We start from the raw sequence: 21,007 nt of genomic DNA, 5'->3' as shown, positions 1-21,007 counted from the left end.
GATGAGGGCACGCCCCTCGCTCGCTCTCAACCCACCTCGCGCCGCACGCCGGCGCGGGGTTCAGGCCAACAACGGACACGCACATGCTCAAGATCGACAACCTCCACGCCCGCGTCGCCGGCAAGGACATCCTCAAGGGCCTCTCGCTCGACGTGAAGCCGGGCGAGGTCCACGCCATCATGGGGCCCAACGGCGCTGGCAAGTCCACGCTGGGCAATATCCTCGCCGGCCGCGACGGCTACGAGGTCACCGCCGGCAGCGTCGACTTCGACGGCCAGGCCCTGCTCGACCTCGAACCGGAGGAACGCGCCGCGGCCGGCCTGTTCCTGGCGTTCCAGTACCCGGTGGAGATCCCGGGCGTGAACAACACCTACTTCCTGCGCAGCGCGCTCAATGCGCAGCGCAAGGCGCGTGGCGAGGCCGAGCTGGACTCGATGCAGTTCCTGAAACTGGTGCGCGAGAAGCTCTCGGTGCTGCACCTGGACGACCAGCTGCTGCACCGCGGCGTCAACGAAGGGTTTTCCGGCGGGGAGAAGAAGCGCAACGAGATCTTCCAGCTCGCGGTGCTGGAGCCGAAACTCGCCATCCTCGACGAGACCGACTCCGGCCTCGACATCGATGCGCTCAAGACCGTGGCCGAAGGCGTCAACGCGCTGCGCTCGACCGAGCGCGCGTTCGTGGTGATCACGCACTACCAGCGCCTGCTCGACTACATCAAGCCCGACGTGGTGCACGTGCTGGCCGATGGCCGCATCGTGCAGACCGGCGGCCCGGAGCTGGCGCTGGAGCTGGAACAGCACGGCTACGGCTGGGTGGGCGAGCGCGTGGTGCCGGAGGCCGTCTGATGAGCGTCCTGCTCGAATCGCTGGCCGCCGGTTTCTCCGGCGATGCCGCCCGCCGCGCGATCCTCGACGAAGCCCTGCGCGACGGCCTGCCCGGCCCGCGCAGCGAGGCCTGGAAGTACACCCCGCTGCGTGCGCTGGAGCGGCGCAGCTTCGGCGTCCCGCCGGCGCAGGCGCCCAGCATCGATACCGCCCTGCTCGCCGGTGTTCCCGCGCCGCGCCTGGTGTTCGTCAACGGTCGCCACGCGCCCGCGCTGTCGTCGCTCGACGGCCTGCCGGCCGGGGTGTCGCTGCAGCCGCTGTCGGCCGCACTCGCCGATGGCGACGAGGCGCTGCGCTTCCTGCATCGTCGCTTCGAGCGCACCGACGAGGTATTCGCCCGCCTCAATGCCGCGCTCGCCGACGAAGGCGTGCTGCTGCGCGTCGAGGCCGATACCGTCGTCGACACGCCGCTGCACCTGGTGTTCGTCAGTGCGCCGGCGGATGCAGCCGATGCCCCGGCCGCCGATCTCGCCTGGCACCTGCGCCATCTCGTCGAGCTGCGTCAGGGCGCATCCGTGGGCATCGTCGAGCATCACCTCAACACCGGTGCGTCGCGGCACCTCGTCAACGCGCTGGCGCATGTGCACCTCGCGGCAGGGGCGCGCCTGGCGCATGCCCGTGTGCAGGACGAAGCCGACGGCGCCACCCTGCTGCTGCGCACCGATGCGGTGCTCGCCAGGGACGCGGACTACCGCCGCGTCGACGTGGAGCTGGGCGGCGCGCTGTCGCGTCACGAGCTCAACGTCCGCCTGGAGGGCGACCGTGCCCACCTGACCGCCAACGGCGTGCTGCTGGGCACCGGCCGGCGCCAGGTCGACACCCGCCTGGGCATCGACCACATCGCCCGCGACTCCACCGCCGAACTGGTCTGGCGCGGCGCGGCGACCGGACGCGGCAAGGTGGTCTTCCACGGCGGCATCCTGATCCGCGAGGGTGCCGACGGCACCGACGCCCGACTGTCGAACAAGAACCTGCTGCTGTCGGCCGATGCCGAGATCGACACCCAGCCGGTGCTGGTCATCCATGCCGACGAAGTGCAGGCGGCGCACGGTGCGACCGTCGGCCGGCTGGACGACAACGCCCTGTTCTATCTGCGTTCGCGCGGCATCCCCGAACCCCAGGCGCGCGCCCTGCTCACCGGCGCGTTCGCGCGCGAGCCCCTGTCCGCGGTGCCGGACCCGCTGCGCGAGGGACTCGACGCGGCGCTGACGCGCGGGCTCGAAGGCATCGTCGCAGGATGAACGCCTCCACCCCGGCCCCTGCTCCCCCACACGAAGCGCCTGCCGACTGGGCGCGCGTGCGTGCGGATTTCCCGTTGCTGCAACGGGCCGTCCACGGCAAACCGCTGGTCTACTTCGACAGCGCCAACACCGCGCAGAAGCCCGCGGCGGTGATCGAGGCGGTCGACGATTACTACCGGCGGTTCAACGCCAACGTCAGCCGTGCCGTGCACCAGCTCGGCGCCGAGGCCACGGAGGCCTACGAGGGCGCACGCAAGCGCCTGGCGCGCTTCCTCAACGTCCGCGCCGACGAACTCGTGCTGTGCAGCGGCACCACGTTCGCCATCAACCTGGTCGCCTACTCGTGGGCGCTGCCGCGGTTGACCGCGGGCGACATCATCCTGGTGTCGCGGATGGAGCACCACGCCAACATCGTGCCGTGGCAGTTGGTCGCCCAGCGCACCGGCGCCACGATCCGGGTCGCCGAGATCCACGAGGACGGCACGCTCGACCGCGAAGCGCTGGACCGCGCGATGACGCCAGACGTGAAGCTGCTCGCAGTGGCGCACGTGTCCAACCTGCTGGGCACCGTGAATCCGGTGCGCGAGATCTGCCGCGAGGCGCGTCGCCGCGGCATCGTCACCGTCGTCGACGGCTCGCAGGCGGTGCCGCACCGGCCGGTGGACCTGCAGGCGATCGGCTGCGACTTCTATGCCTTCACCGGACACAAGGTCTGCGGTCCGACCGGCACCGGCGCGCTCTGGGCGCGGCGCGAGCACCTGGAGGCCATGCCGCCGTTTCTGGGCGGCGGCGAGATGATCAAGGAGGTCAGCTTCGACGGCACGGTGTTCAACGACCCGCCGCACCGGTTCGAGGCGGGCACCCCCAACATCGCCGGCTTCGTCGGTCTGACCGCGGCGATCGACTATCTCGACACGCTCGGCATGGCCCGGATCGAGGCCCGGGAGACGGAGCTGCTGACCCATCTGACCGAGGCGCTCGACGCCGAACCCGGCGTGCGCATCTTCGGCCGCGCACCCGAAAAGGCGGCAGTGGTGTCGTTCCTGGTCGAGGGCGCGCACGCGCACGACCTCGCCACCCTGCTCGATCTCGAAGGAGTGGCGGTACGCTCCGGCCAGCACTGCGCGCATCCGCTGCTGCAGTTCTACGGCGTGGCGGCCACCTGCCGGGCATCGTTGGCGTTCTACAACACCCACGACGAGATCGAGACCTTCATCGCCGCACTGCGCAAGGTGCGCACGTTGCTGGGGTGAGCGTCGCACGCGCCGGATCGTGATGGCGATCGCCTGTCGGCCCGCGCCAACCTCCTACTTCCCGCATCCATGACCGATCGCACACTCGCCCATTTCCGCCTCGCCACCGATGCCGACGTGCCCGCACTGGTATCGCTGGTGACTTCGGCCTATCGCGGCGACGCAAGCCGCGCCGGCTGGACCACGGAGGCCGATCTGCTGGACGGCGACCGTATCGACCCCGGCCTCCTGCACGACGACATCGCGCGCGCGCGCAGCCGCGTGGTCGTCGCCGAAGACGCGGCCGGAACGTTGCTGGCATGCGCGCACGTGGCCGATGTCGAGGGTGCGGGCTACTTCGGCATGTTCGCGGTCGATCCGCTCCGCCAGGGCGGCGGCATCGGTCGCGCGACGATCGTCGAGTGCGAGCGTATCGCCCGGGACGAGTGGGCCCTGCCGGTCATGCGCATGACCGTCATCGACGCGCGGACCGAACTGATCGCCTGGTACGAGCGCCTGGGCTATCGCCGCACCGGCGACTTCCGCCCGTTTCCCTATGGCGACACCCGCTTCGGGGTGCCCAAGCGCGACGATCTGCGTTTCGAGGTACTGGAGAAGATCTTCGTCTGATCGCGGTCGCAGGTGTCCGCGGATCGCGTGACGGCGCCACTCTTCTACAATGCCGGCATGAGCATCGACTGGACCCTCGTCTGCCCCACGTCCGAGCTGCTGCCAGGCGAAACGCGGGTGGCCTGGGACGGCGATACGCCGATCCTGGTGCTCAATCTCGACGGCACCTATTACGCGCTCGAAGACCGTTGCAGCCACGAGGACTTCGAGTTGTCGTCGGGTGCCTTCGATGTCGCGGAAGGCAGCATCGAGTGCGTGCTGCACGGGGCCCGCTTCGACATCCGTGACGGACGTCCGCTGTGCCCACCCGCGTACGGTCCGGTGGTGACGTTTCCCGTCGAGATCCGCGACGGCGCGATCTGGACGCGCGACGACCGCTGACCACCGGCACCGATTTCCCCGCTTCTTCAGCCATGGCGCCAGCGCAGCCCTGCCGCGAGCCGCGCAATGTTCATGTGGCGTTGTAAATAAGAAATACTTTCATTAACATTCGCAACAGGTTCGCACCTGTCGGCAGTCCGCCGCGCCCGTGCGCCCCTCAGCGTCCAGCCCACTGCCAGAGACGCGGGTCGTTCCTCTCACCCATCTCCTGCTCTGGAGTCGCCATGATCACCCGTTCGCGCATCCGCGCGGCGTCGCGCCGCCCTGTCCGCACGCTTCTCTCCGCGACCATCCTGTCGCTGATGCCGTTGTCCGCCGCGCTGGCCGAAGACGCCCTCGATGCGCGCGCACCGACCGAATTCGATACGGTCGTCGTCACCGCCGCCGGCTTCGAGCAGAAGCTGACCGATGCGCCGGCCAGCATCAGCGTGATCACCCGCGACGATCTCGGCAAGCGGCCCTACATGACGCTTCTGGATGCGGTGCGCGACCTGGAGGGCGTCGACGTCGGCGAGACCCGGGACAAGACCGGCCAGGGCACCATTTCCATGCGCGGCATGGGCGCCGACTACACCCTGATCCTGATCGACGGCAAGCGCCAGAACAATCACGGCGACATCTACCCGAACGCCTTCGGCGGCAACCAGTTCAACCACATCCCGCCGCTCGACGCGATCGAGCGCATCGAGGTGATCCGCGGGCCGGCATCCACGCTGTACGGTGCGGACGCGATGGGGGGCGTGATCAACATCATCACCAAGCGCACGCTCGACCGCTGGCACGGCTCGATCACGTTCGGTCGCACCTTCGAGAGCAACGACGCATTCGGCGACGACACCAGCGCCGACGCCTTCGTGACCGGCCCGCTGATCGCGGGCACCCTCAACTTGAGCGCGCGCGCCAGCTGGTACGAGCGCGATGCGTCCAACCCCGTCTACGACACGGTCACCGATCCCAACGGCATCGTGCATACCCGCTCCCTGGGCTTCGGCGGCGGCGGCAAGACGGTCGACAACACCAACAAGGCCGGTGGCATCAGCCTGACCTGGACGCCGAGCGATGCGCAGACCGTGACGTTCGACTACGACACCTCGCGGCAGGAATACGACAACGCGATCCGGATCAACGACCAAGGCGAGGAGGAATATCCGGTCGGCACCGTCGACAGCATCAATTCCATCTGGCGCGGCAACACGCCGGCCTGCATCGCCACCGGCAGCTGCACGCGTGCCGACCCCCGTGCCGGCTACCGGCCCAGCCAGGAGTTCACCCGCGACAGCTGGTCGCTGACCCACGAAGGCACGTGGGCATTCGGCAACAGTTTCGTTTCGCTGTCGCACGTCGCGACCAACAACGAAGGGCGCACGCTGCCGTTCACCGTCGCCGAACGCGAACGCCTGCTGGAAATGCTCAACGGGACCGGCGACTACGCGGGGCTGTCCGTGGCGGAGCGCCGCGGCATCGCGGAAGCGACCTTCCTGCCGCGCCCCGACCGCACCCTGGAGAGCGCGCAGTACACCCTGGACGCGAAGCTGGACATCCCCTTCCAGGCGGCCGGCGAACACGTCGCGGTGATCGGCGCGCAAGTGATCCGCGGTGAGCTGACCGATGGCGTGTTCGGCATGGAACGCGGCGCGCCCGGCGGGGTGCAGAAGCACGACATGATTTCAGTGTTCGCCGAGGACACCTGGTACGTAATCGAACCGCTGGCCATCACCGCCGGCCTGCGCTTCGACGATCACGACGTGTTCGGCGACCACCTCAGCCCGCGCCTGTACGGCGTGTACACCGTCAACGACAGATGGACGGTCAAGGGCGGCGTCAGCACCGGCTTCAAGACACCCAAGACCACCCAGCTCTACGACGGCGTGATCGGCTTCGGCGGACAGGGCGCGTCGCCGATGTTCGGCAATCCCGATCTGCAGCCGGAAACCAGCACCAGCATGGAGCTGGCGACCTACTGGGAACATCCGGACGGCCACAATGCCAACGTCACGGTGTTCAGGAACACCTTCGACGACAAGATCGCCAGCCAGCCCTGCGGGCCGGGCACCACACAGGCCTGCGCCGGTGCCGGCGAGTACGCCGACCTCGGCTATGCCAACAGCAGCAGGACGGTGAACATCGACGAGGTGGTCATCGAGGGCGCGGAGCTGGCCGGACGATGGCAGATCGCCGACACGTTCGGCCTCCGCGGCAACTACACCTACACCGACAGCGAACAGAAAAGCGGCAGCGAAGCCGGCCTCCCGCTCGGCAACAGCGCCCGGCACATGGCCAACGCCACGCTGGACTGGCAGGCCACGGACCGCGTCAACGTATTCCTGTCGGCCGAAGCGCGCTCCAAGCGCTATCGCGGATTGCATGCCGTCACCCGCGAAGAGCTGTACTACAAGGATTACCAGGTCCTGCACCTCGGCGCTTCGTACCGCCTCAACGATGCGGTCACGTTCAACGCGCGGATCAACAACCTGCTCGACCGCGACTTCACCACCTACGACGCGGAGTTCCGCGATCTCGACGGCGATGGCGCCTACGATCCCTCGGTCGCCAACGAAGTGCTGTTCTTCGACCATTACAACAACAAGGACAAGGCCCGGAGTTTCTGGGTGAGCGTCAACGCCCGGTTCTGATCCGGGGGCACGGTGTCTTCCCGGCAGCGGGAAGATGCCGCGGCGCGGCGGCGGTACGGCTCTCCTTCAACCCGGACGCTGGAGACGCACCACCAGCAACTCGCCGCCGCCGTCGAGCAGAAAGCGGCGCCGCTGCGGCGCGAGGAGCAGCGCCGTGTCGCCTTGCGCGAGCGACGGCAGACTGCCGTCCTTCGCGAAACGCGCCTGCCCGGCAAGCAGGTGCAAGGCCCAACAGGTGTCCGGCTCGGCGAAGAAGAGCATCGGCCCCACCAGCGGCCGGTGCCAGACATCGGCCACGACGCGCCGGGGACGCCAGATCAGATTGAGCACCTCGACATGGCCCGTCGGCGTGGCCTCGGGGCAGCGGTCGCCCTCGAACCGCAACCGTCCGAAGGGCGGCGCCAGCCGCAGGGTGTCGCCTTCCGGGAACTCGAGATCGAGCGCATCGCCGCGCAGCAGGACCTGCTCGCGACGTGTGCCGGGAAACGCGGAGTACCCGGAACGGCTCTCGATATCCGCGATCGACAACCGCCAGTCCCAGTCGCCGTCGCTGGCGTCCTCGGTCCCGTGGTCCTCCCCCATCCGCATGGCGCAGATTTCGCGGGTCCAGCCAGCGCCGTTGCGCCAGCGACTGCGGACGTACTCGTTGGCCGGAATCACCCGGCTGTCGTGATCGTGCCCCATCGCCACAGTGTAGGGCGGATGGCGCTGACCGATCGGCTCGATCGCGGCGAGCGTCAAGACAGCGCCACGCACCCTGACAGTCCTGTGGGAATGTGCCGACGACCCGGGCGTCCCTGCCCGGATCGTTGGCGTCTGACATCCGTGTTTCCGGCGTCCTGCCGCGTCCTGTGCTGCATCCCTGCTCGTCGCCGGTCGCGGCACCTCCGGATGCCGCGACCGGGACCTCGGGGCCCGTTGCTCAGCGACCCGCCGTCGCCGTCGCGGTTGCAGCCGTGGCGCCGGCGGCCGGCGTCCGTGCCGGCGCCGCACCGAGCTCGATCAGCTCCCGGTTGAGTTCCACGGTGCGCAGGCCGATGCCCTTGACCATGGCGAGCTGCTCGACGCTGCGGAACGCGCCGTGTTCCTTGCGGTGCTCGACGATGGCCTCCGCCTTCGCCGGGCCGACGTTGGTGAGGACCTTGTCGAGGGTTGCGGCATCGGCGGTGTTGATGTTGACGGTCTCGCTTGCCCACGCAGTGCCGCCGATCAGCAGCGACAGCAGGAGGGCGACGAGCGGTTTCGTGAAGGTCTTCATGCTTGGGATTCCTTTCGATAAAGAGGGAGTGGTCTGCGCCGGCGATCCGATGCCGACGGGGACCAGTCTCCCGCGTCGACGCCACCCCGCCTATCGCCATCCAGCCCACCCATGAACGGGCAACCCCGTCGGCCTGCGTAGGAAAAACCCCTGCCCCGCGACGGGAGTAAAATGGCGGTCTCAGCCTTCACAGCAGGAGTCTCGAATGGACGCCAGCCAGACCGAACGTTTCGTCGCCCAGAAGTGGGACGACGAGATCGTGCCCCAGCTCGTCGAGTACATCCGGATCCCGAACAAGTCGCCGATGTTCGATGCCGACTGGAAAGCACACGGCTACATGGACGATGCGGTGAAGCTGATGGTCGACTGGGCGAAGCGCCAGCCGATTCCCGGCATGCAGGTCGAGGTGGTGCAGCTCGAAGGCCGCACGCCCTTGATCTTCATCGACATCCCGGCAGCGCACGGCGGGCGCGACGACGATTGCGTCCTGCTCTACGGCCATCTCGACAAGCAGCCCGAGATGACCGGCTGGGACGACGATCTCGGCCCCTGGAAGCCGGTGCTGCGCGACGACAAGCTGTATGGCCGGGGCGGCGCCGACGACGGCTACGCCATCTACGGCTCGCTGGCCGCGATCCTGGCCCTGCACGAGCAGCAGGTGCCGCATGCGCGCTGCGTGGTGCTGATCGAGGCCTGTGAGGAATCCGGCAGTTACGACCTGCCCGCCTACGTCGACCACCTGGCCGACCGCATCGGCAAGCCGTCGCTGGTGGTGTGCCTGGATTCGGGCTGCGGCAACTACGACCAGCTGTGGTGCACCACGTCGCTGCGCGGCCTGGCCGGCGGCAATCTCACCGTCAACGTGCTGTCCGAAGGCGTGCACTCCGGCGATGCGTCGGGCGTGGTGCCGTCGAGTTTCCGTCTGCTGCGCCAGCTGCTGTCGCGCATCGAGGACGAGACCACCGGTCGCATCCTGCTCGACGGCCTGCATGCGCAGATTCCCGACGAGCGCACGGCGCAGGCGCGGCGCGCAGCCGAGGTCCTGGGCACGGAGATCTACGACAAGTTCCCGCTGCTGCCGGGCATGCGCCCGATGCACGACGATCTGGCCGAACTAGTGCTCAACCGCACCTGGCGCCCGGCGCTGTCGATCACCGGTGTCGGCGGGATTCCGTCGCTGGATTCGGCCGGCAACGTGCTGCGTCCGCAGACGGCGGTGAAGCTGTCGCTGCGCCTGCCGCCGACCGTGGACGGCCGCCGTGCAGGCGACCTGCTGACCGAAGCGCTGACCCGCGACACCCCCAACGGCGCACGCGTCACCCTGGACCTGGAGAAGGCGGCCACCGGCTGGAACGCGCCGGCGATGTCGTCCTGGCTGACCCGCGCGATCGACGACGCCAGCCAGGCGGTGTACGGGCGCCCGGCCATGTACATGGGCGAGGGTGGCTCGATTCCCTTCATGGGCATGCTGGGCGAGAAGTTCCCCGGTGCGCAGTTCATGATCACCGGCGTGCTCGGCCCGCACTCCAATGCGCACGGACCCAACGAGTTCCTGCACATCCCGATGGGCAAGCGGGTCACCGCGTGCGTGGCACGGGTGCTCGCCGAGCATCAGCTGGCCAGCGCGCGCGGCGAGACCAGTGGCTCGGCCGTTGCGGCCGACAGCGGCCAGCGTCACGGCGATCACGGCTGCTGTTGAGCCCCGCAGGGGCCGCATGATGCCGCCCCCGCATCTGCTGGATCTTCAGCCCCGTGCCGCTCCGCATCGGGCAGATCGCGGCCACGGCAGCGCCTGGATCGAACGTGTCGGGCGCATCGGGGCAAGCGGCCCACGCGCGCCCCCTCGTCGCGCCACAAGGCGCGCGTCGCGAACGGGTATGCTGCCGCGGCACCGCCCACCCAGGAGACGCACATGGAACCGTTCGGCAGCAGCAACTGGCTGTACATCATCGTCATCGGGCTGATCGTCGGCATTCTGGCCCGCATCGTCACGCCGGGGCGTCGCCGGCTGGGCGTGATCCTGACCTGCCTGCTCGGGATCGGCGGCGCGTTGCTGGGCACCTGGGGCGGCCAGCAGTTCGGCTGGTACCGGATCGGCGAGGCGGCCGGCTTTCTGGGTGCGTTGATCGGCGCGATCGTGATCCTCGGCATCCTGCAGCTGCTGCGGCCGCGCTGAGCGCGGTCAATCCGCCAACAGGCGATCGATCACGCGGCGCGCCAGGGCATCGGCGTTCTCGCGCACGGTGTCCAGGCGCAGTTCCGGGGCTTCGGGCGACTCGTAGGGCGAATCGATCCCGGTGAAGTCGGTGATCTCGCCGCGGCGCGCCCGTGCATAGAGCCCCTTGACGTCGCGCCGCTCCGCCTCGGCCAGCGGCGTGTCCACGAACACCTCGATGAAATCGCCGGTCGCGAACAACTCGCGCGCCGCGGCGCGCCCGGCACGGCTGGGCGAGATCGCGCTGACCAGGGTCACCAGGCCGGCGTCCGTCATCAGCCGCGCCACCTCGGCCAGCCGGCGCTGGTTCTCCAGGCGGTCGTCCATGCCGAAGCCGAGATCGCGATTGAGCCCGTGGCGCAGATTGTCGCCGTCGAGCAGATAGGTGTGGATGCCACGGGCGTGCAGTTCCCGCTCGACACGGTTGGCGATCGTCGACTTGCCCGAACCGGACAGGCCGGTCAGCCATACGCAACGCGGCCGCTGCCGCTTGAGCGCGGCGCGGGCGTCGCGATCCACGTCGAGCGCCTGCCAGCGCAGGTCCTCGTGACCGTGCCCGCCCCGCCGCACCATGCCGGCACCGACCGTGGCACGGCTGAGCATGTCGATGATCAGCAGGCCGCCCAGGGTGCGATCCCGGTCGTAAGGCACATAGGCCACCGGCGCATCCAACGCCAGCGTCACCTCGCCGATGTCGTTGATGCCCAGATGCCCGGCCTCGGCAGGCGCCAGCGTGTCCGGATCCAGACGATGGCGCAGCTCGCCGACGCGCGCACCGACGGTGCGGGTGCCCAGTTTCACCAAGTAGCGCCGGCCCGGCTGCAACGGCACCTCGTCGAACCACAGGACGTCCACGGTGAGCCGGTCGCCCGTCGCCGGGCCCCGCTCCGTGGGGGCGACCACATCGCCGCGGGCGGCATCGACGTCTTCGGCCAGGCGCAGGGCGATCGCCTGCCCGGCCAGCGCACTCACCGCGACACAGCCGGCCACCTGCAGGCCGGCGACCCGGGCGCCGGTGGCGGTACCGGCGATCGCCAGCCGGTCGCCCACCCGCAGACGTCCGCCGCCGAGCGTGCCCGCGAGCCAGCGCCCGCCGTCGGCATCGCGCAACACCGTCTGCACGGGCAGCACGGGCAGGCCGCGTGCGGGGGCCTCCACGTGGATGCCGGCGAGATGTTCCAGCACCGAGGCGCCGGCATACCAGGACCAGCGCGTGCTGCGTGTCGCCACGTTGTCGCCGTCCACTGCCGACAACGGGATCGCCTGGACATCGGTCAGCCCCAGCCGTGCGGCGTGCGCGTGATAGCGCGCGGCGATGGCCTCGAACGTCCCCCGGGCATCGTCCACGCGATCCATCTTGTTCACCGCGAGCACGACATGACGGACGCCCAGCAACGCGGCGATGGCGGTGTGGCGGAACGTCTGCGCGGAAATCCCGCGGGTGGCGTCGACCAGCACCACCGCCACGTCGGCCACCGAGGCGCCGGTCGCCATGTTGCGGGTGTACTGCACGTGTCCCGGGCAATCGGCGATGAGGAAACGCCGCTGTGGCGTCTCCAGGTGGCGCCAGGCGACATCGATGGTGATGCCCTGCTCGCGCTCGGCCTCCAGGCCGTCGAGCAACAGCGCGTAGTCGATGTCACCGCCGCGGGTGCCGTGCCGCGCACTGATCTGCGCCAGCGCGAGCCGCTCGTCCTCGGAGACGCGGCCGGCCTCGTACAGCAGGCGGCCGATCAGGGTGCTCTTGCCGTCGTCGACGCTGCCGCAGGCGACCACGCGCACGAAGGTCTCCGCCTGCCCGGCGTCCGGCGCCGCGGCCGGGACCGCCGCCGGCGCGGACGGACGCCGCCACCCCTCGTCCGTCACCGCCACGACGTTGGCTGCGCCCGCTGCCCGTACGTTCATCAGAAGTAACCTCCGCGCTTCTTCTTTTCCATCGAATCGCCGTCGGCGTGGTCGATCAGGCGCCCGGCCCGTTCGGACTGCCGGCTGGCCTCCATTTCCGCGATCACCGCATCGAGATCACCGGCGTCCGACTCCACCGCGCCGGTCAGCGGATAGCAGCCGAGGGTGCGGAATCGCACCCGGCGCAACTGCGGCCGTTCGCCGTCCGCCAGGCGGAACCGGTCGTCGTCGACCATGATCCAGGTGCCGTTGCGACGCACGACCGGGCGTTCGGCGGCGAAGTACAGCGACGGCACCGGAATCGCCTCGCGGCGCACGTAGCGCCAGACGTCGAGCTCGGTCCAGTTGGAGAGCGGAAACACCCGCACGCTCTCGCCCTCGGCGGTCCGGCCGTTGTAGAGCTGCCACAGTTCGGGCCGTTGCCGGCGCGGATCCCAGCGCTGCTGGGCATCCCGGAACGAGAACACGCGCTCCTTCGCGCGCGACTTCTCCTCGTCGCGACGGGCACCTCCGATGGCGGCGTCGTAGCCTCGCGCCGCCAGGGCCTGCTTCAGGGCCTGGGTCTTCATGATGTCGGTGTGCACGCTGGCGCCATGGGTCTGCGGACCGATCCCGTCGCGCAGGCCGTCCGCATTGATGTGCACGCGCAACTCGACACCGGTCTCGGCGGCACGACGGTCGCGGAAGGCGATCATCTCGCGGAACTTCCAGGTGGTGTCGACGTGCAGCAGCGGGATCGGCGGCGGTGCCGGCGCGAACGCCTTGAGCAGCAGATGCAGCAGCACCGAGCTGTCCTTGCCGATCGAATACAGCAGAACGGGTCGCCGGCTTTCCGCGGCGACCTCGCGCAGGATGTGCAGGCTTTCGGCCTCCAGCCGGTCCAGGGAGTCGGACATCGTGGCAACGCTTCGCAGGTGACGACGGGACCTGCATTGAATCCGCCCTGCCGCCAGGGCTGAAATGACGCTTGGGCATCTCGCAATAACCAGACCGCGATCTCCCGGCAGGGCGTCGCGCACATGTCGGGCGGGCATGACCCGATAACCGCTCGTCCTTTCCGTCGCCGGTCCAGGTGCACGTAGCCTCGACACCTCCTCGATCCATGTCCGTGCCGATGTCCACCGCCTCCAGCCGTGCCGATCTGCCGCTGTCTCCACTCGCCGCCGACACCCTCGGACGGCTGGTCGCCGGTCTGGACCAGGCCGGCCTGTGGTGGCTGTCGGGCTATGCGGCGGGGCTGGCGAGCGCGGGTGGAGCCGCCGCGCCCGCGTCCACACCGACGCCGGCGCCGGTCGCCACGGACGCGCCCGCGGACGCCCCGCGCCTGACCATCGTCTACGGCAGCCAGACCGGGAATGCGCAGCGCGAGGCCGAACGCCTGGGCGCTGCGGTGGACGCCGCCGGCCTGGCGGTCCGGATCGTGCGCGCGGATGCGTACACGCTGCAGGCCCTCAAGCAGGAACGCTACCTGTGCCTGGTGGTCAGCACCCAGGGCGATGGCGAGCCCTCCGACGATGCCCGCGGCCTCGTCGCCCTGCTGTCGGGACGCCGCGCGCCGCGGCTGGAGCGGCTGCACTACAGCGTGTTCGCGCTCGGCGACTCCAGCTATCCACAGTTCTGCGCGATCGGACGGCAACTCGATGCGCGGCTGGCCGAACTCGGTGCGACGCGCTGGCGACCGCTGGCCGAGGCCGACCTGGACATCGAGGCCGCTTCAGCACCCTGGCGGACGGACGTGCTCGACCGCGCGCGCGAGGCGCTCAAGCCCAGCGCCACCGTGACCCCGCTGCGGACCCCGTACGCATCCGCCGGCAGTACCGGAGCGGCCAGCGACGCCGCGCCGTTCCGGGCACCGCTGCTGTCGGTGCAGCGCATCACCACGCATCACGCCGCGCGCGATATCCGACATGTCGAGCTGTCGCTCGAAGGCAGCGGGCTGCGCTACGCGCCGGGCGACGCGCTCGGCGTGCGCGCCCGCAACGAGGACGCGCTGGTCGCCGCTGTGCTCGCCCACAGCGGCCTCGACGGCGACACCGAGGTCGCGCACGACGGCACCACCCGGCCGCTGCACGACTGGCTGCGCGCGCATCGCGAACTCACCCGTCTGGCCCCGCCGCTGCTGCGCGCGCAACTCGAGCGAGGCGGGGGCCCGGCGCTCGCGGCGCTGCTCGATCCGGACGCGCGCGCGAACCTGGCCGCCTGGATGGCCACGCGCCAGGTGCCCGATGTCCTGCGCGAACACCCGGCCGAATGGGATGCGGCGTCGCTGGTCGCCGCATTGCGGCCCTTGCAGCCGCGCCTGTATTCGATCGCCTCCAGCCAGGCCGTGGTCGGCGACGAGGCCCATCTCGCCGTCGCCATGGTCGGCGGGGCGCCGGGCACCCGCGGCGTCGCCTCCTGGTTTCTGGCCGGTCGCGGCGAGGAGGCGGACGCACCTGTGTACGTCGAAGCCAATCCCCGCTTCCGCCTGCCGGCGGACGGCCACCGCGACATCGTGATGATCGGCGCGGGCACCGGCGTCGCCCCGTTCCGCGCCTTCGTCCAGGAGCGCGAGGCAGCAGGCGCCCGGGGCCACAACTGGCTGTTCTTCGGCGCGCCGCATTTCCGCACCGATTTCCTCTACCAGCTCGAGTGGCAGCGTGCACTCAAGACCGGCGCGCTGCACCGGCTCGACCTCGCATTCTCGCGCGACCAGGCCGAGCGCATCTACGTACAGCATCGTCTGCGCGAGCACGCCGACGCCCTGCTCGGCCGGCTGCGCGACGGCGCGCACCTCTATGTCTGCGGCTCCATCGCGATGGGTCGCGACGTGGACGAGGCGCTGGTGGAGCGCGTCGCGCAGGCCGCCGGCGGCGACCGCGAAGCCGCCATCGAAACCATCGCCGGCTGGCAGGCCGAAGGCCGCTACAGCCGCGACGTCTACTGAGGCACCCGCATGAGCACGCATTCCGTCGAGGACATCAAGGCCCGCAGCGCCCGCTTGCGCGGCGCATTGCTGGAGAGCCTGGCCGACCCGGTCACCGGCGCCCTGCGCGAGGACGACCAGACCGTGATCAAGTATCACGGCAGCTATCAACAGGACGACCGCGACGTGCGCGAGGCACGGCGGCAGGCGAAGCTGGAGCCGGCCTACGCCTTCATGATCCGCACCCGCACCCCGGGCGGCACTGTCACGCCGGCACAATGGCTGCAGCTCGACGCCATCGCCACCACCTACGCCGAGCGCGGCCTGCGCATCACCACCCGCCAGGCTTTCCAGTTCCACGGCGTCATCAAGACCGCACTCAAACCCACCATGCAGGCGATCAACGCGGCGTTGATCGACACCCTCGCCGCCTGCGGCGACGTCAACCGCAACATCGCCGTCTCCGCGAGCCCCAGCGTCTCCGCGATGCATGCGCAGGTGCACGCGCAAGCGGCGGCGCTGTCGCGTCACCTGCTGCCCCACAGCCGCGCGTACTACGAGATCTGGCTGGACGAGGAACGTATCGCCGGCGCAGGCCAGGAAGACGAACCGGTCTACGGCGAGCGCTATTTGCCGCGCAAGTTCAAGATCGGCTTCGCGATTCCGCCCGACAACGATGTCGACGTGTTCGCCCAGGATCTCGGCTTCATCGCCATCGTCGGCGACGGCGGCGAGCTGCTGGGCTACAACGTGACCGTGGGCGGCGGCATGGGCGCCGCCCACGGCGACGCCGACACCTATCCCCGTCTGGGCGACGTGATCGGCTTCATCGCGCCGGACGCGGTGATCGCGGTCGCGACCGCGGTGGTCACCGCACAGCGCGACTTCGGCAACCGCGAGATCCGCAAGCGCGCACGCCTGAAGTACACCATCGACGACCGCGGTCTGGACTGGTTCCGCGCCGAAGTGGAGCGCCGTGCCGGGCTCGCGTTCGAACCGCCACGACCATTCGACTTCGCCCACAACGGCGACCGCTTCGGCTGGCACGCCGGTGACGACGGACGTCTGCATCTGGGCCTGCGCATTCCGGCCGGGCGCATCGTCGACGGCGCGACGGATGGCGGCGACACGGTGCGGCACCTGAGCGGCCTGCGCGCGATCGCCGCGTTGCTGGCCGAACGCGCGGCCGATGCGGAATTCCGCCTGACCGCCAACCAGAATCTCGGCCTGCACGGCGTGCCGCCGGTCCTGCGCGGGGATATCGACGCCCTCGCCGCACGCTACGGCCTCGACGGCTGGCGCGCGGCCAGCCCGCTGCGGCGCGCCGCGCTCGCCTGCGTGGCGCTGCCGACCTGCGGGCTGGCGATGGCCGAGGCCGAACGGTACCTGCCGGACATCGTCGGCGCCCTCGAGAAGCGGCTGGCGCACCACGGCATCGCGGATGCCCCCATCCATCTGCGCATCAGCGGCTGCCCGAACGGTTGCTCGCGCCCGTATCTCGGCGAGATCGCCCTGATCGGCAAGGCGCCCGGGCGCTACAACCTCATGCTGGGCGCCGATCACCGCGGGCAGCGTCTCAACACGCTGTACCGGGAGAACATCGACGAAGCGGCGATCCTCGACACCCTCGACCCGCTGTTCGCCGCCTACGCCGCCGACGCGCGGGCCGGGGAGCGCTTCGGCGATTTCCTGCTGCGCGCCGGCGTGCTGCCGGCCCCGGCACAGGTCCGGCCCTCGCAGGCCGACGTGGAGATCGCCGGATGACGGCGCTGCATTCCAACGCCACCGCATCGCTCCCGGATGCGCACGCCGCCCTGGACGACGACGGCGCTCTGCATGCGCTCCAGCGCTGGCTGACCGCCCGCGACGCCGAAAGCCGGATCGAATGGGCACTGCACCACGCGCCCGGCGCGCCGGCGCTCTCGTCGAGCTTCGGCGCACAGTCGGCGGTGCTGCTGCACATGGCCACGCGCGTGCGCCCCGATCTTCCGGTGATCCTGATCGACACCGGCTACCTGTTCCCCGAGACCTATCGCTTCGTCGACGCTCTCACCGAGCGCCTGGACCTCAACCTCAAGGTTTATCGCGCGGCGCTGGGCCCGGCGTGGATGGAGGCGCGCACGGGCCGGCTCTGGGAGCAGGGCACGGCCGGCATCGAACACTACAACCGGGTCCGCAAGGTCGAACCGATGCAGCGCGCGTTGCGCGAACTGGGCGTCGGCACCTGGATCGCTGGCCTGCGCCGCCAGCAGTCGGACAGCCGTGCCGGCCTCGACGTCGTGCAGCGACGCGACGGCAGGCTGAAACTCCACCCGATCGCCGACTGGACCGACCGCGACGTCGGCCGCTATCTCGTCCGTCACGGGCTGCCCTACCACCCCCTGTGGGCGCGCGGCTACGTCTCGATCGGCGACGTGCACACCACCCGCCCGCTGGGCGACGGCATGCGGCCCGAAGACACCCGCTTCTTCGGCCTGAAACGGGAATGCGGGCTGCACGAGGACGGCGAAGGCGACCCGGGCCGCTGAGCCGCGTCAACCGGTGCGGAGCGTGTCCAGCAACGTCTGCCAGCTGGGCGGCTGCGGCCATGCCGGGCTTTCGTGACCCTGCAGCACCCGCTCCAGGTCGCGGCGGTCGATCTGCGGCGCGAGCGCGTGCACCACGGCCAGCGCGTAGTCGCGCAGCACCCGGCCGCGCGGGATGATCGCCCAGGTGATGCATTCCGGAATCTCCTCCGGTGCGGGCAGCTGGCACAGATCGTCGGCTTCGTGCGGGCCGACCGCCATTTCCGCGAGCAGGCCGGCACCGAGCCCCGCACGGACGTAGGTCTTGATCAGATTCGCGTCGCGCGCGGTCATCGCCACCAGCGGCTCGGTGCCGGCGGCGGCGAAGGCGCGTCGCAGCGATGACTCCGGCCGTACCGACGACTCGTAGCTGATCAACGGATAGCGCGCCAGTTCCGCGAGGTCGGGCGCGCGCCCCAGCGCCGCCAGCGGGTGCGTGGTGGGCAGCAGGAGCACGCGACGCCAGCGGTACAGCGGCACCGCGAGGCCGTGCTCGGGCACCTCGCCCGCGGTGCTGATCAACGCCAGGTCGGCGTCGGCCTGGGCCAGGCGCTGCAGCACGTCGGCGTCGCTGGCCGCTTGCAGGTCCACGTCCACCTGCGGGAAGGCCCGCCGGATCGCCGCGATCACCGTGGGCAGCACATAGCGCGCCTGGGTGTGGGTGGTGGCGAGGGCCAGACGCCCGCGATGCTCGCCGCGCTCGTTGGCGGCATACGCGCGGATGTTGGCGACCTCGGCCAGCACGCGCCTCGCGTGCTCCACCACGGGAACACCGGCCGGTGCGATGCGCTCCAGGTTGCGTCCGCGGCGCACGAACAACTGGAAGCCCAGCTCGTCCTCCAACTGCTTGAGCTGCTTGGACAGGCCGGGCTGGGTGGCATGCACGCGTTCGGCGGCCAAGGTGATGTTCAGGCCGGCATCGACGATCGCGACGAGATAACGCAATTGGCTGAGGGTCATCGCGAACGGGGGAGACGGGCGACGCTCCGGATACTGACATACCCCGGGCGCGACTCGACCGCTTCGGATCGCCCCTCAGCGTTCCGAATCGGAGCGGGCATCCCGATCGCGTCATGCCGATATGGAATGAAGACAGAGCGCGAGGCCATTTGTCCGCCCGGCGCCGCGCGGCTAGCGTCGGGGCTCGCCTTGCGAAGGTTCACGAGACGCCATGTCCGCCGCCGATACGCCTGCCCTGTTTCCGCTGTTCGTCGACCTGCGCCACCGCACCGTGCTGGTGGTGGGAGCCGGCGAGGTCGCCCGGCGCAAGGTCGAGGCGTTGCTGGAGGCCGGTGCGCACGTCCGGGTCGGCGCACCTCAGGTGGTCGACGCCACCCTTGCCGGCTGGGTCGGCGACGGGCGCGTCACCCATCTGCCTGGCGTCTTCGTCGAGCGTTGGCTGGACGAGGCCTGGCTGGTCGTGGCCGCCACCGGCGACCACGCGGTCAATCGGGCCGTCGCCGCCGCCGCGCAGGCGCGGCGGATCTGGGCGAATGTCGTGGACGATGCCGCGCTCTCCGCCTTCCAGGTCCCCGCACGCGTCCGCCGCGGCCCGTTGCAGATCGCGGTCTCCAGCGGCGGCGGCGCACCAATGGTCGCGCGGCTGGTCCGCGAGGATCTGGAAGCCCGCTACGACGACGCCTACGGCGCGCTGGCGGCCCTGCTCGATCGGCATCGCACGCGCATCCGCGCGCGCTGGCCGCAGACCGATGTCCGAAGGCGCGCGATTTCGGAACTGCTCGACGGGCCGGTGCACGATCTGCTGCGGCGTCGGCGCACGCTCGCGGCAGAGCGTGCATTCGAGGCCTGGTTGCACTGCACGGCCGCCACCCACGGAGCGGTGCACCTGGTGGGCGCCGGCGCCGGCGATGCCGGCCTGCTGACCCTGCGCGGGCTGCGCGCGCTGAATCAGGCCGACGTGATCCTGCACGACCGGCTGGTCGATCCCGGCGTGCTCGAGCTCGCCCGCCGCGATGCCGAGCGCATCGACGTCGGCAAGCTGCCCGGTGCCGACGCCACCACGCAGGCGCGCATCCACGCCCTGATGATCGAACACGCGCGCGCCGGCCGGCGCGTGGTGCGCCTGAAGGGCGGCGATGCCTTCGTGTTCGGACGCGGCGGCGAGGAACTCGAAGCCTTGCGCGACGCGGGCATCGACTACGAAGTGGTCCCCGGCATCACCGCCGCGCTGGCCTGCGCCGCGCATGCGGGCGTGCCGCTGACGCATCGCGATCATGCACAGTCGGTGCGCCTGATCACCGCCCATTGCCGCGAATCCCTCGACACCCTCGACTGGGCCGCACTCGCCCGGGAACGACAGACCCTGGCCGTCTACATGGGCGTCGGGCTGCTGGAGACCCTGCAGGCGCGGCTCCTCGCGCACGGCATGGCCGAGGCCACGCCGTTCGCCCTGATCGAGAACGGCGGCCGCGCACGGCAACGCACGGTCGTAGGCACGCTGCGCGACCTGGCGCAACGTGCGAACGAACACCAGGTCCGCGCGCCCGCGCTGCTGATTCTCGGCTCGGTCGCCGCCCTGGCGACGCGACTGCACTGGTACGGCGACGCACCGCTGACCGAGCCGCTCGGCGCTCGCGAAGCAGCGTGACGACGTCCGCCGCCTTCCTTTCCATCGCCACCATCCATCGAGACGCCATGTCCCTGCACGAGAACATCCTCGACACCATCGGTCGCACCCCCGTGGTCCGCCTGCATCGCATCGCCCCGCCCCACGTCGAACTCTACGCCAAGGTGGAGAGCTTCAACCCCGGCGGCTCGGTCAAGGACCGGCTGGCGCTGGCGATCGTCCTCGACGCCGAGGCCCGCGGGCTGATCAAGCCCGGCGACACGATCGTGGAAGCCACCTCCGGCAACACCGGCATCGCGCTCGCCATGGTCTGTGCCGCGCGCGGATACAAGTTCGTCGCCACCATGGTCGAGACCTTCTCGATCGAGCGCCGCAAGCTGATGCGCGCCTACGGCGCCAAGGTCATCCTGACCCCCGCCGCCGAGCGCGGCAGCGGCATGGTCCGCAAGGCCGAGGAACTTGCCGAGAAGCACGGCTGGTTCCTCGCCCGCCAGTTCCAGAACCCCGCCAACCCCGCCTACCACCGCAACACCACCGCCGCCGAGATCCTGCGCGACTTCGCCGGCCGCCGG

The 21,007-nt window shown here is 70.2% G+C and carries 18 protein-coding genes; 13 read left to right on the top strand and 5 right to left on the bottom strand.

All coding sequences use genetic code 11. The annotated features are described in order from the left end of the window. Positions 1–83 precede the first annotated feature (83 nt). The 6 genes from sufC (at position 84) to RG19_RS03825 (ending at position 7,001) form a co-directional block, all read left to right on the top strand. Positions 84–845, top strand: a complete 762-nt coding sequence (gene sufC, locus RG19_RS03850) for a Fe-S cluster assembly ATPase SufC (RefSeq protein WP_058834114.1) — start codon at positions 84–86, stop codon at positions 843–845. Continuing rightward, positions 845–2,125, top strand: coding sequence for a Fe-S cluster assembly protein SufD (sufD, locus tag RG19_RS03845; protein WP_058834113.1), 1,281 nt, complete (start codon positions 845–847; stop codon positions 2,123–2,125). Before sufC ends, sufD begins: the two co-directional genes overlap by 1 nt. Next, positions 2,122–3,378, top strand: coding sequence for a cysteine desulfurase (locus RG19_RS03840; protein WP_058834112.1), 1,257 nt, complete (start codon positions 2,122–2,124; stop codon positions 3,376–3,378). Before sufD ends, RG19_RS03840 begins: the two co-directional genes overlap by 4 nt. 69 nt (positions 3,379–3,447) lie before the next feature. Then, on the top strand, positions 3,448–3,987 hold the full coding sequence (locus tag RG19_RS03835) for a GNAT family N-acetyltransferase (RefSeq protein WP_058834111.1): 540 nt from the start codon (positions 3,448–3,450) through the stop codon (positions 3,985–3,987). Positions 3,988–4,044: 57 nt separating this feature from the next. Then, on the top strand, positions 4,045–4,368 hold the full coding sequence (locus RG19_RS03830) for a non-heme iron oxygenase ferredoxin subunit (RefSeq protein ID WP_058836392.1): 324 nt from the start codon (positions 4,045–4,047) through the stop codon (positions 4,366–4,368). Between the two features lie 224 nt (positions 4,369–4,592). Then, on the top strand, positions 4,593–7,001 hold the full coding sequence (locus RG19_RS03825) for a TonB-dependent receptor domain-containing protein (protein WP_058834110.1): 2,409 nt from the start codon (positions 4,593–4,595) through the stop codon (positions 6,999–7,001). Between the two features lie 66 nt (positions 7,002–7,067). On the opposite strand, the gene RG19_RS03820 is transcribed toward RG19_RS03825, so the two are convergent. Both RG19_RS03820 and RG19_RS03815 read right to left on the bottom strand, forming a co-directional pair. Beyond that, positions 7,068–7,685, bottom strand: a complete 618-nt coding sequence (locus RG19_RS03820; protein WP_058836391.1) for a HutD/Ves family protein — start codon at positions 7,683–7,685, stop codon at positions 7,068–7,070. Positions 7,686–7,923: 238 nt separating this feature from the next. After that, complete coding sequence (locus RG19_RS03815; RefSeq protein WP_058834109.1) at positions 7,924–8,259, bottom strand: ComEA family DNA-binding protein; 336 nt, start codon at positions 8,257–8,259, stop codon at positions 7,924–7,926. A gap of 205 nt (positions 8,260–8,464) precedes the next feature. On the opposite strand from RG19_RS03815, the gene RG19_RS03810 reads away from it, so the two are divergent. Next, the gene (locus tag RG19_RS03810; RefSeq protein ID WP_058834108.1) at positions 8,465–9,958 is read left to right on the top strand and encodes a M20 family metallopeptidase; all 1,494 of its coding nucleotides are present in this window, start codon (positions 8,465–8,467) and stop codon (positions 9,956–9,958) included. A 213-nt stretch (positions 9,959–10,171) separates the two neighbouring features. Next, complete coding sequence (locus tag RG19_RS03805; protein WP_058834107.1) at positions 10,172–10,435, top strand: GlsB/YeaQ/YmgE family stress response membrane protein; 264 nt, start codon at positions 10,172–10,174, stop codon at positions 10,433–10,435. A gap of 6 nt (positions 10,436–10,441) precedes the next feature. Here the strand turns inward: RG19_RS03805 and cysC are convergent, their stop codons facing one another. Then, a complete protein-coding gene (gene cysC, locus RG19_RS03800; protein ID WP_058834106.1) occupies positions 10,442–12,379 on the bottom strand; it encodes an adenylyl-sulfate kinase in 1,938 nt (645 codons plus the stop codon). Next, entirely contained in the window at positions 12,379–13,293 is a 915-nt protein-coding gene (cysD, locus tag RG19_RS03795; protein WP_425599719.1) for a sulfate adenylyltransferase subunit CysD, read from the bottom strand. The genes cysC and cysD overlap by 1 nt, the downstream gene beginning before the upstream one ends. Positions 13,294–13,493: 200 nt before the next feature. On the opposite strand from cysD, the gene RG19_RS03790 reads away from it, so the two are divergent. Genes RG19_RS03790 through RG19_RS03780 form a run of 3 tightly spaced genes read left to right on the top strand, consistent with a single transcriptional unit; the run spans position 13,494 to position 17,812 of the window. Continuing rightward, complete coding sequence (locus RG19_RS03790) at positions 13,494–15,305, top strand: diflavin oxidoreductase (RefSeq protein WP_058834104.1); 1,812 nt, start codon at positions 13,494–13,496, stop codon at positions 15,303–15,305. A gap of 9 nt (positions 15,306–15,314) precedes the next feature. Continuing rightward, a complete protein-coding gene (gene cysI, locus RG19_RS03785) occupies positions 15,315–17,048 on the top strand; it encodes an assimilatory sulfite reductase (NADPH) hemoprotein subunit (RefSeq protein ID WP_058834103.1) in 1,734 nt (577 codons plus the stop codon). Then, complete coding sequence (locus RG19_RS03780) at positions 17,045–17,812, top strand: phosphoadenylyl-sulfate reductase (protein WP_058834102.1); 768 nt, start codon at positions 17,045–17,047, stop codon at positions 17,810–17,812. The genes cysI and RG19_RS03780 overlap by 4 nt, the downstream gene beginning before the upstream one ends. A gap of 6 nt (positions 17,813–17,818) precedes the next feature. Here the strand turns inward: RG19_RS03780 and RG19_RS03775 are convergent, their stop codons facing one another. Beyond that, on the bottom strand, positions 17,819–18,808 hold the full coding sequence (locus RG19_RS03775) for a LysR family transcriptional regulator (protein ID WP_058834101.1): 990 nt from the start codon (positions 18,806–18,808) through the stop codon (positions 17,819–17,821). Between the two features lie 211 nt (positions 18,809–19,019). Here RG19_RS03775 and cysG point away from each other — a divergent pair, with 211 nt between their 5' ends. Beyond that, positions 19,020–20,456 carry a siroheme synthase CysG gene (cysG, locus tag RG19_RS03770; RefSeq protein ID WP_058834100.1) on the top strand — a complete coding sequence of 479 codons (1,437 nt, stop codon included), beginning with the start codon at positions 19,020–19,022 and terminating at the stop codon, positions 20,454–20,456. A 47-nt stretch (positions 20,457–20,503) separates the two neighbouring features. Further along, on the top strand, positions 20,504–21,007 hold a 504-nt coding region (locus RG19_RS03765), incomplete at its 3' end, for a PLP-dependent cysteine synthase family protein (RefSeq protein ID WP_157515338.1).

It is taken from the genome of Luteimonas abyssi (assembly GCF_001482195.1).
In the GTDB taxonomy this organism is placed as follows: Bacteria; Pseudomonadota; Gammaproteobacteria; order Xanthomonadales; family Xanthomonadaceae; genus Luteimonas; species Luteimonas abyssi.
Note: the sequence above shows the minus strand (reverse complement) of the source record. Positions and strands in the feature narration are given on the sequence as shown.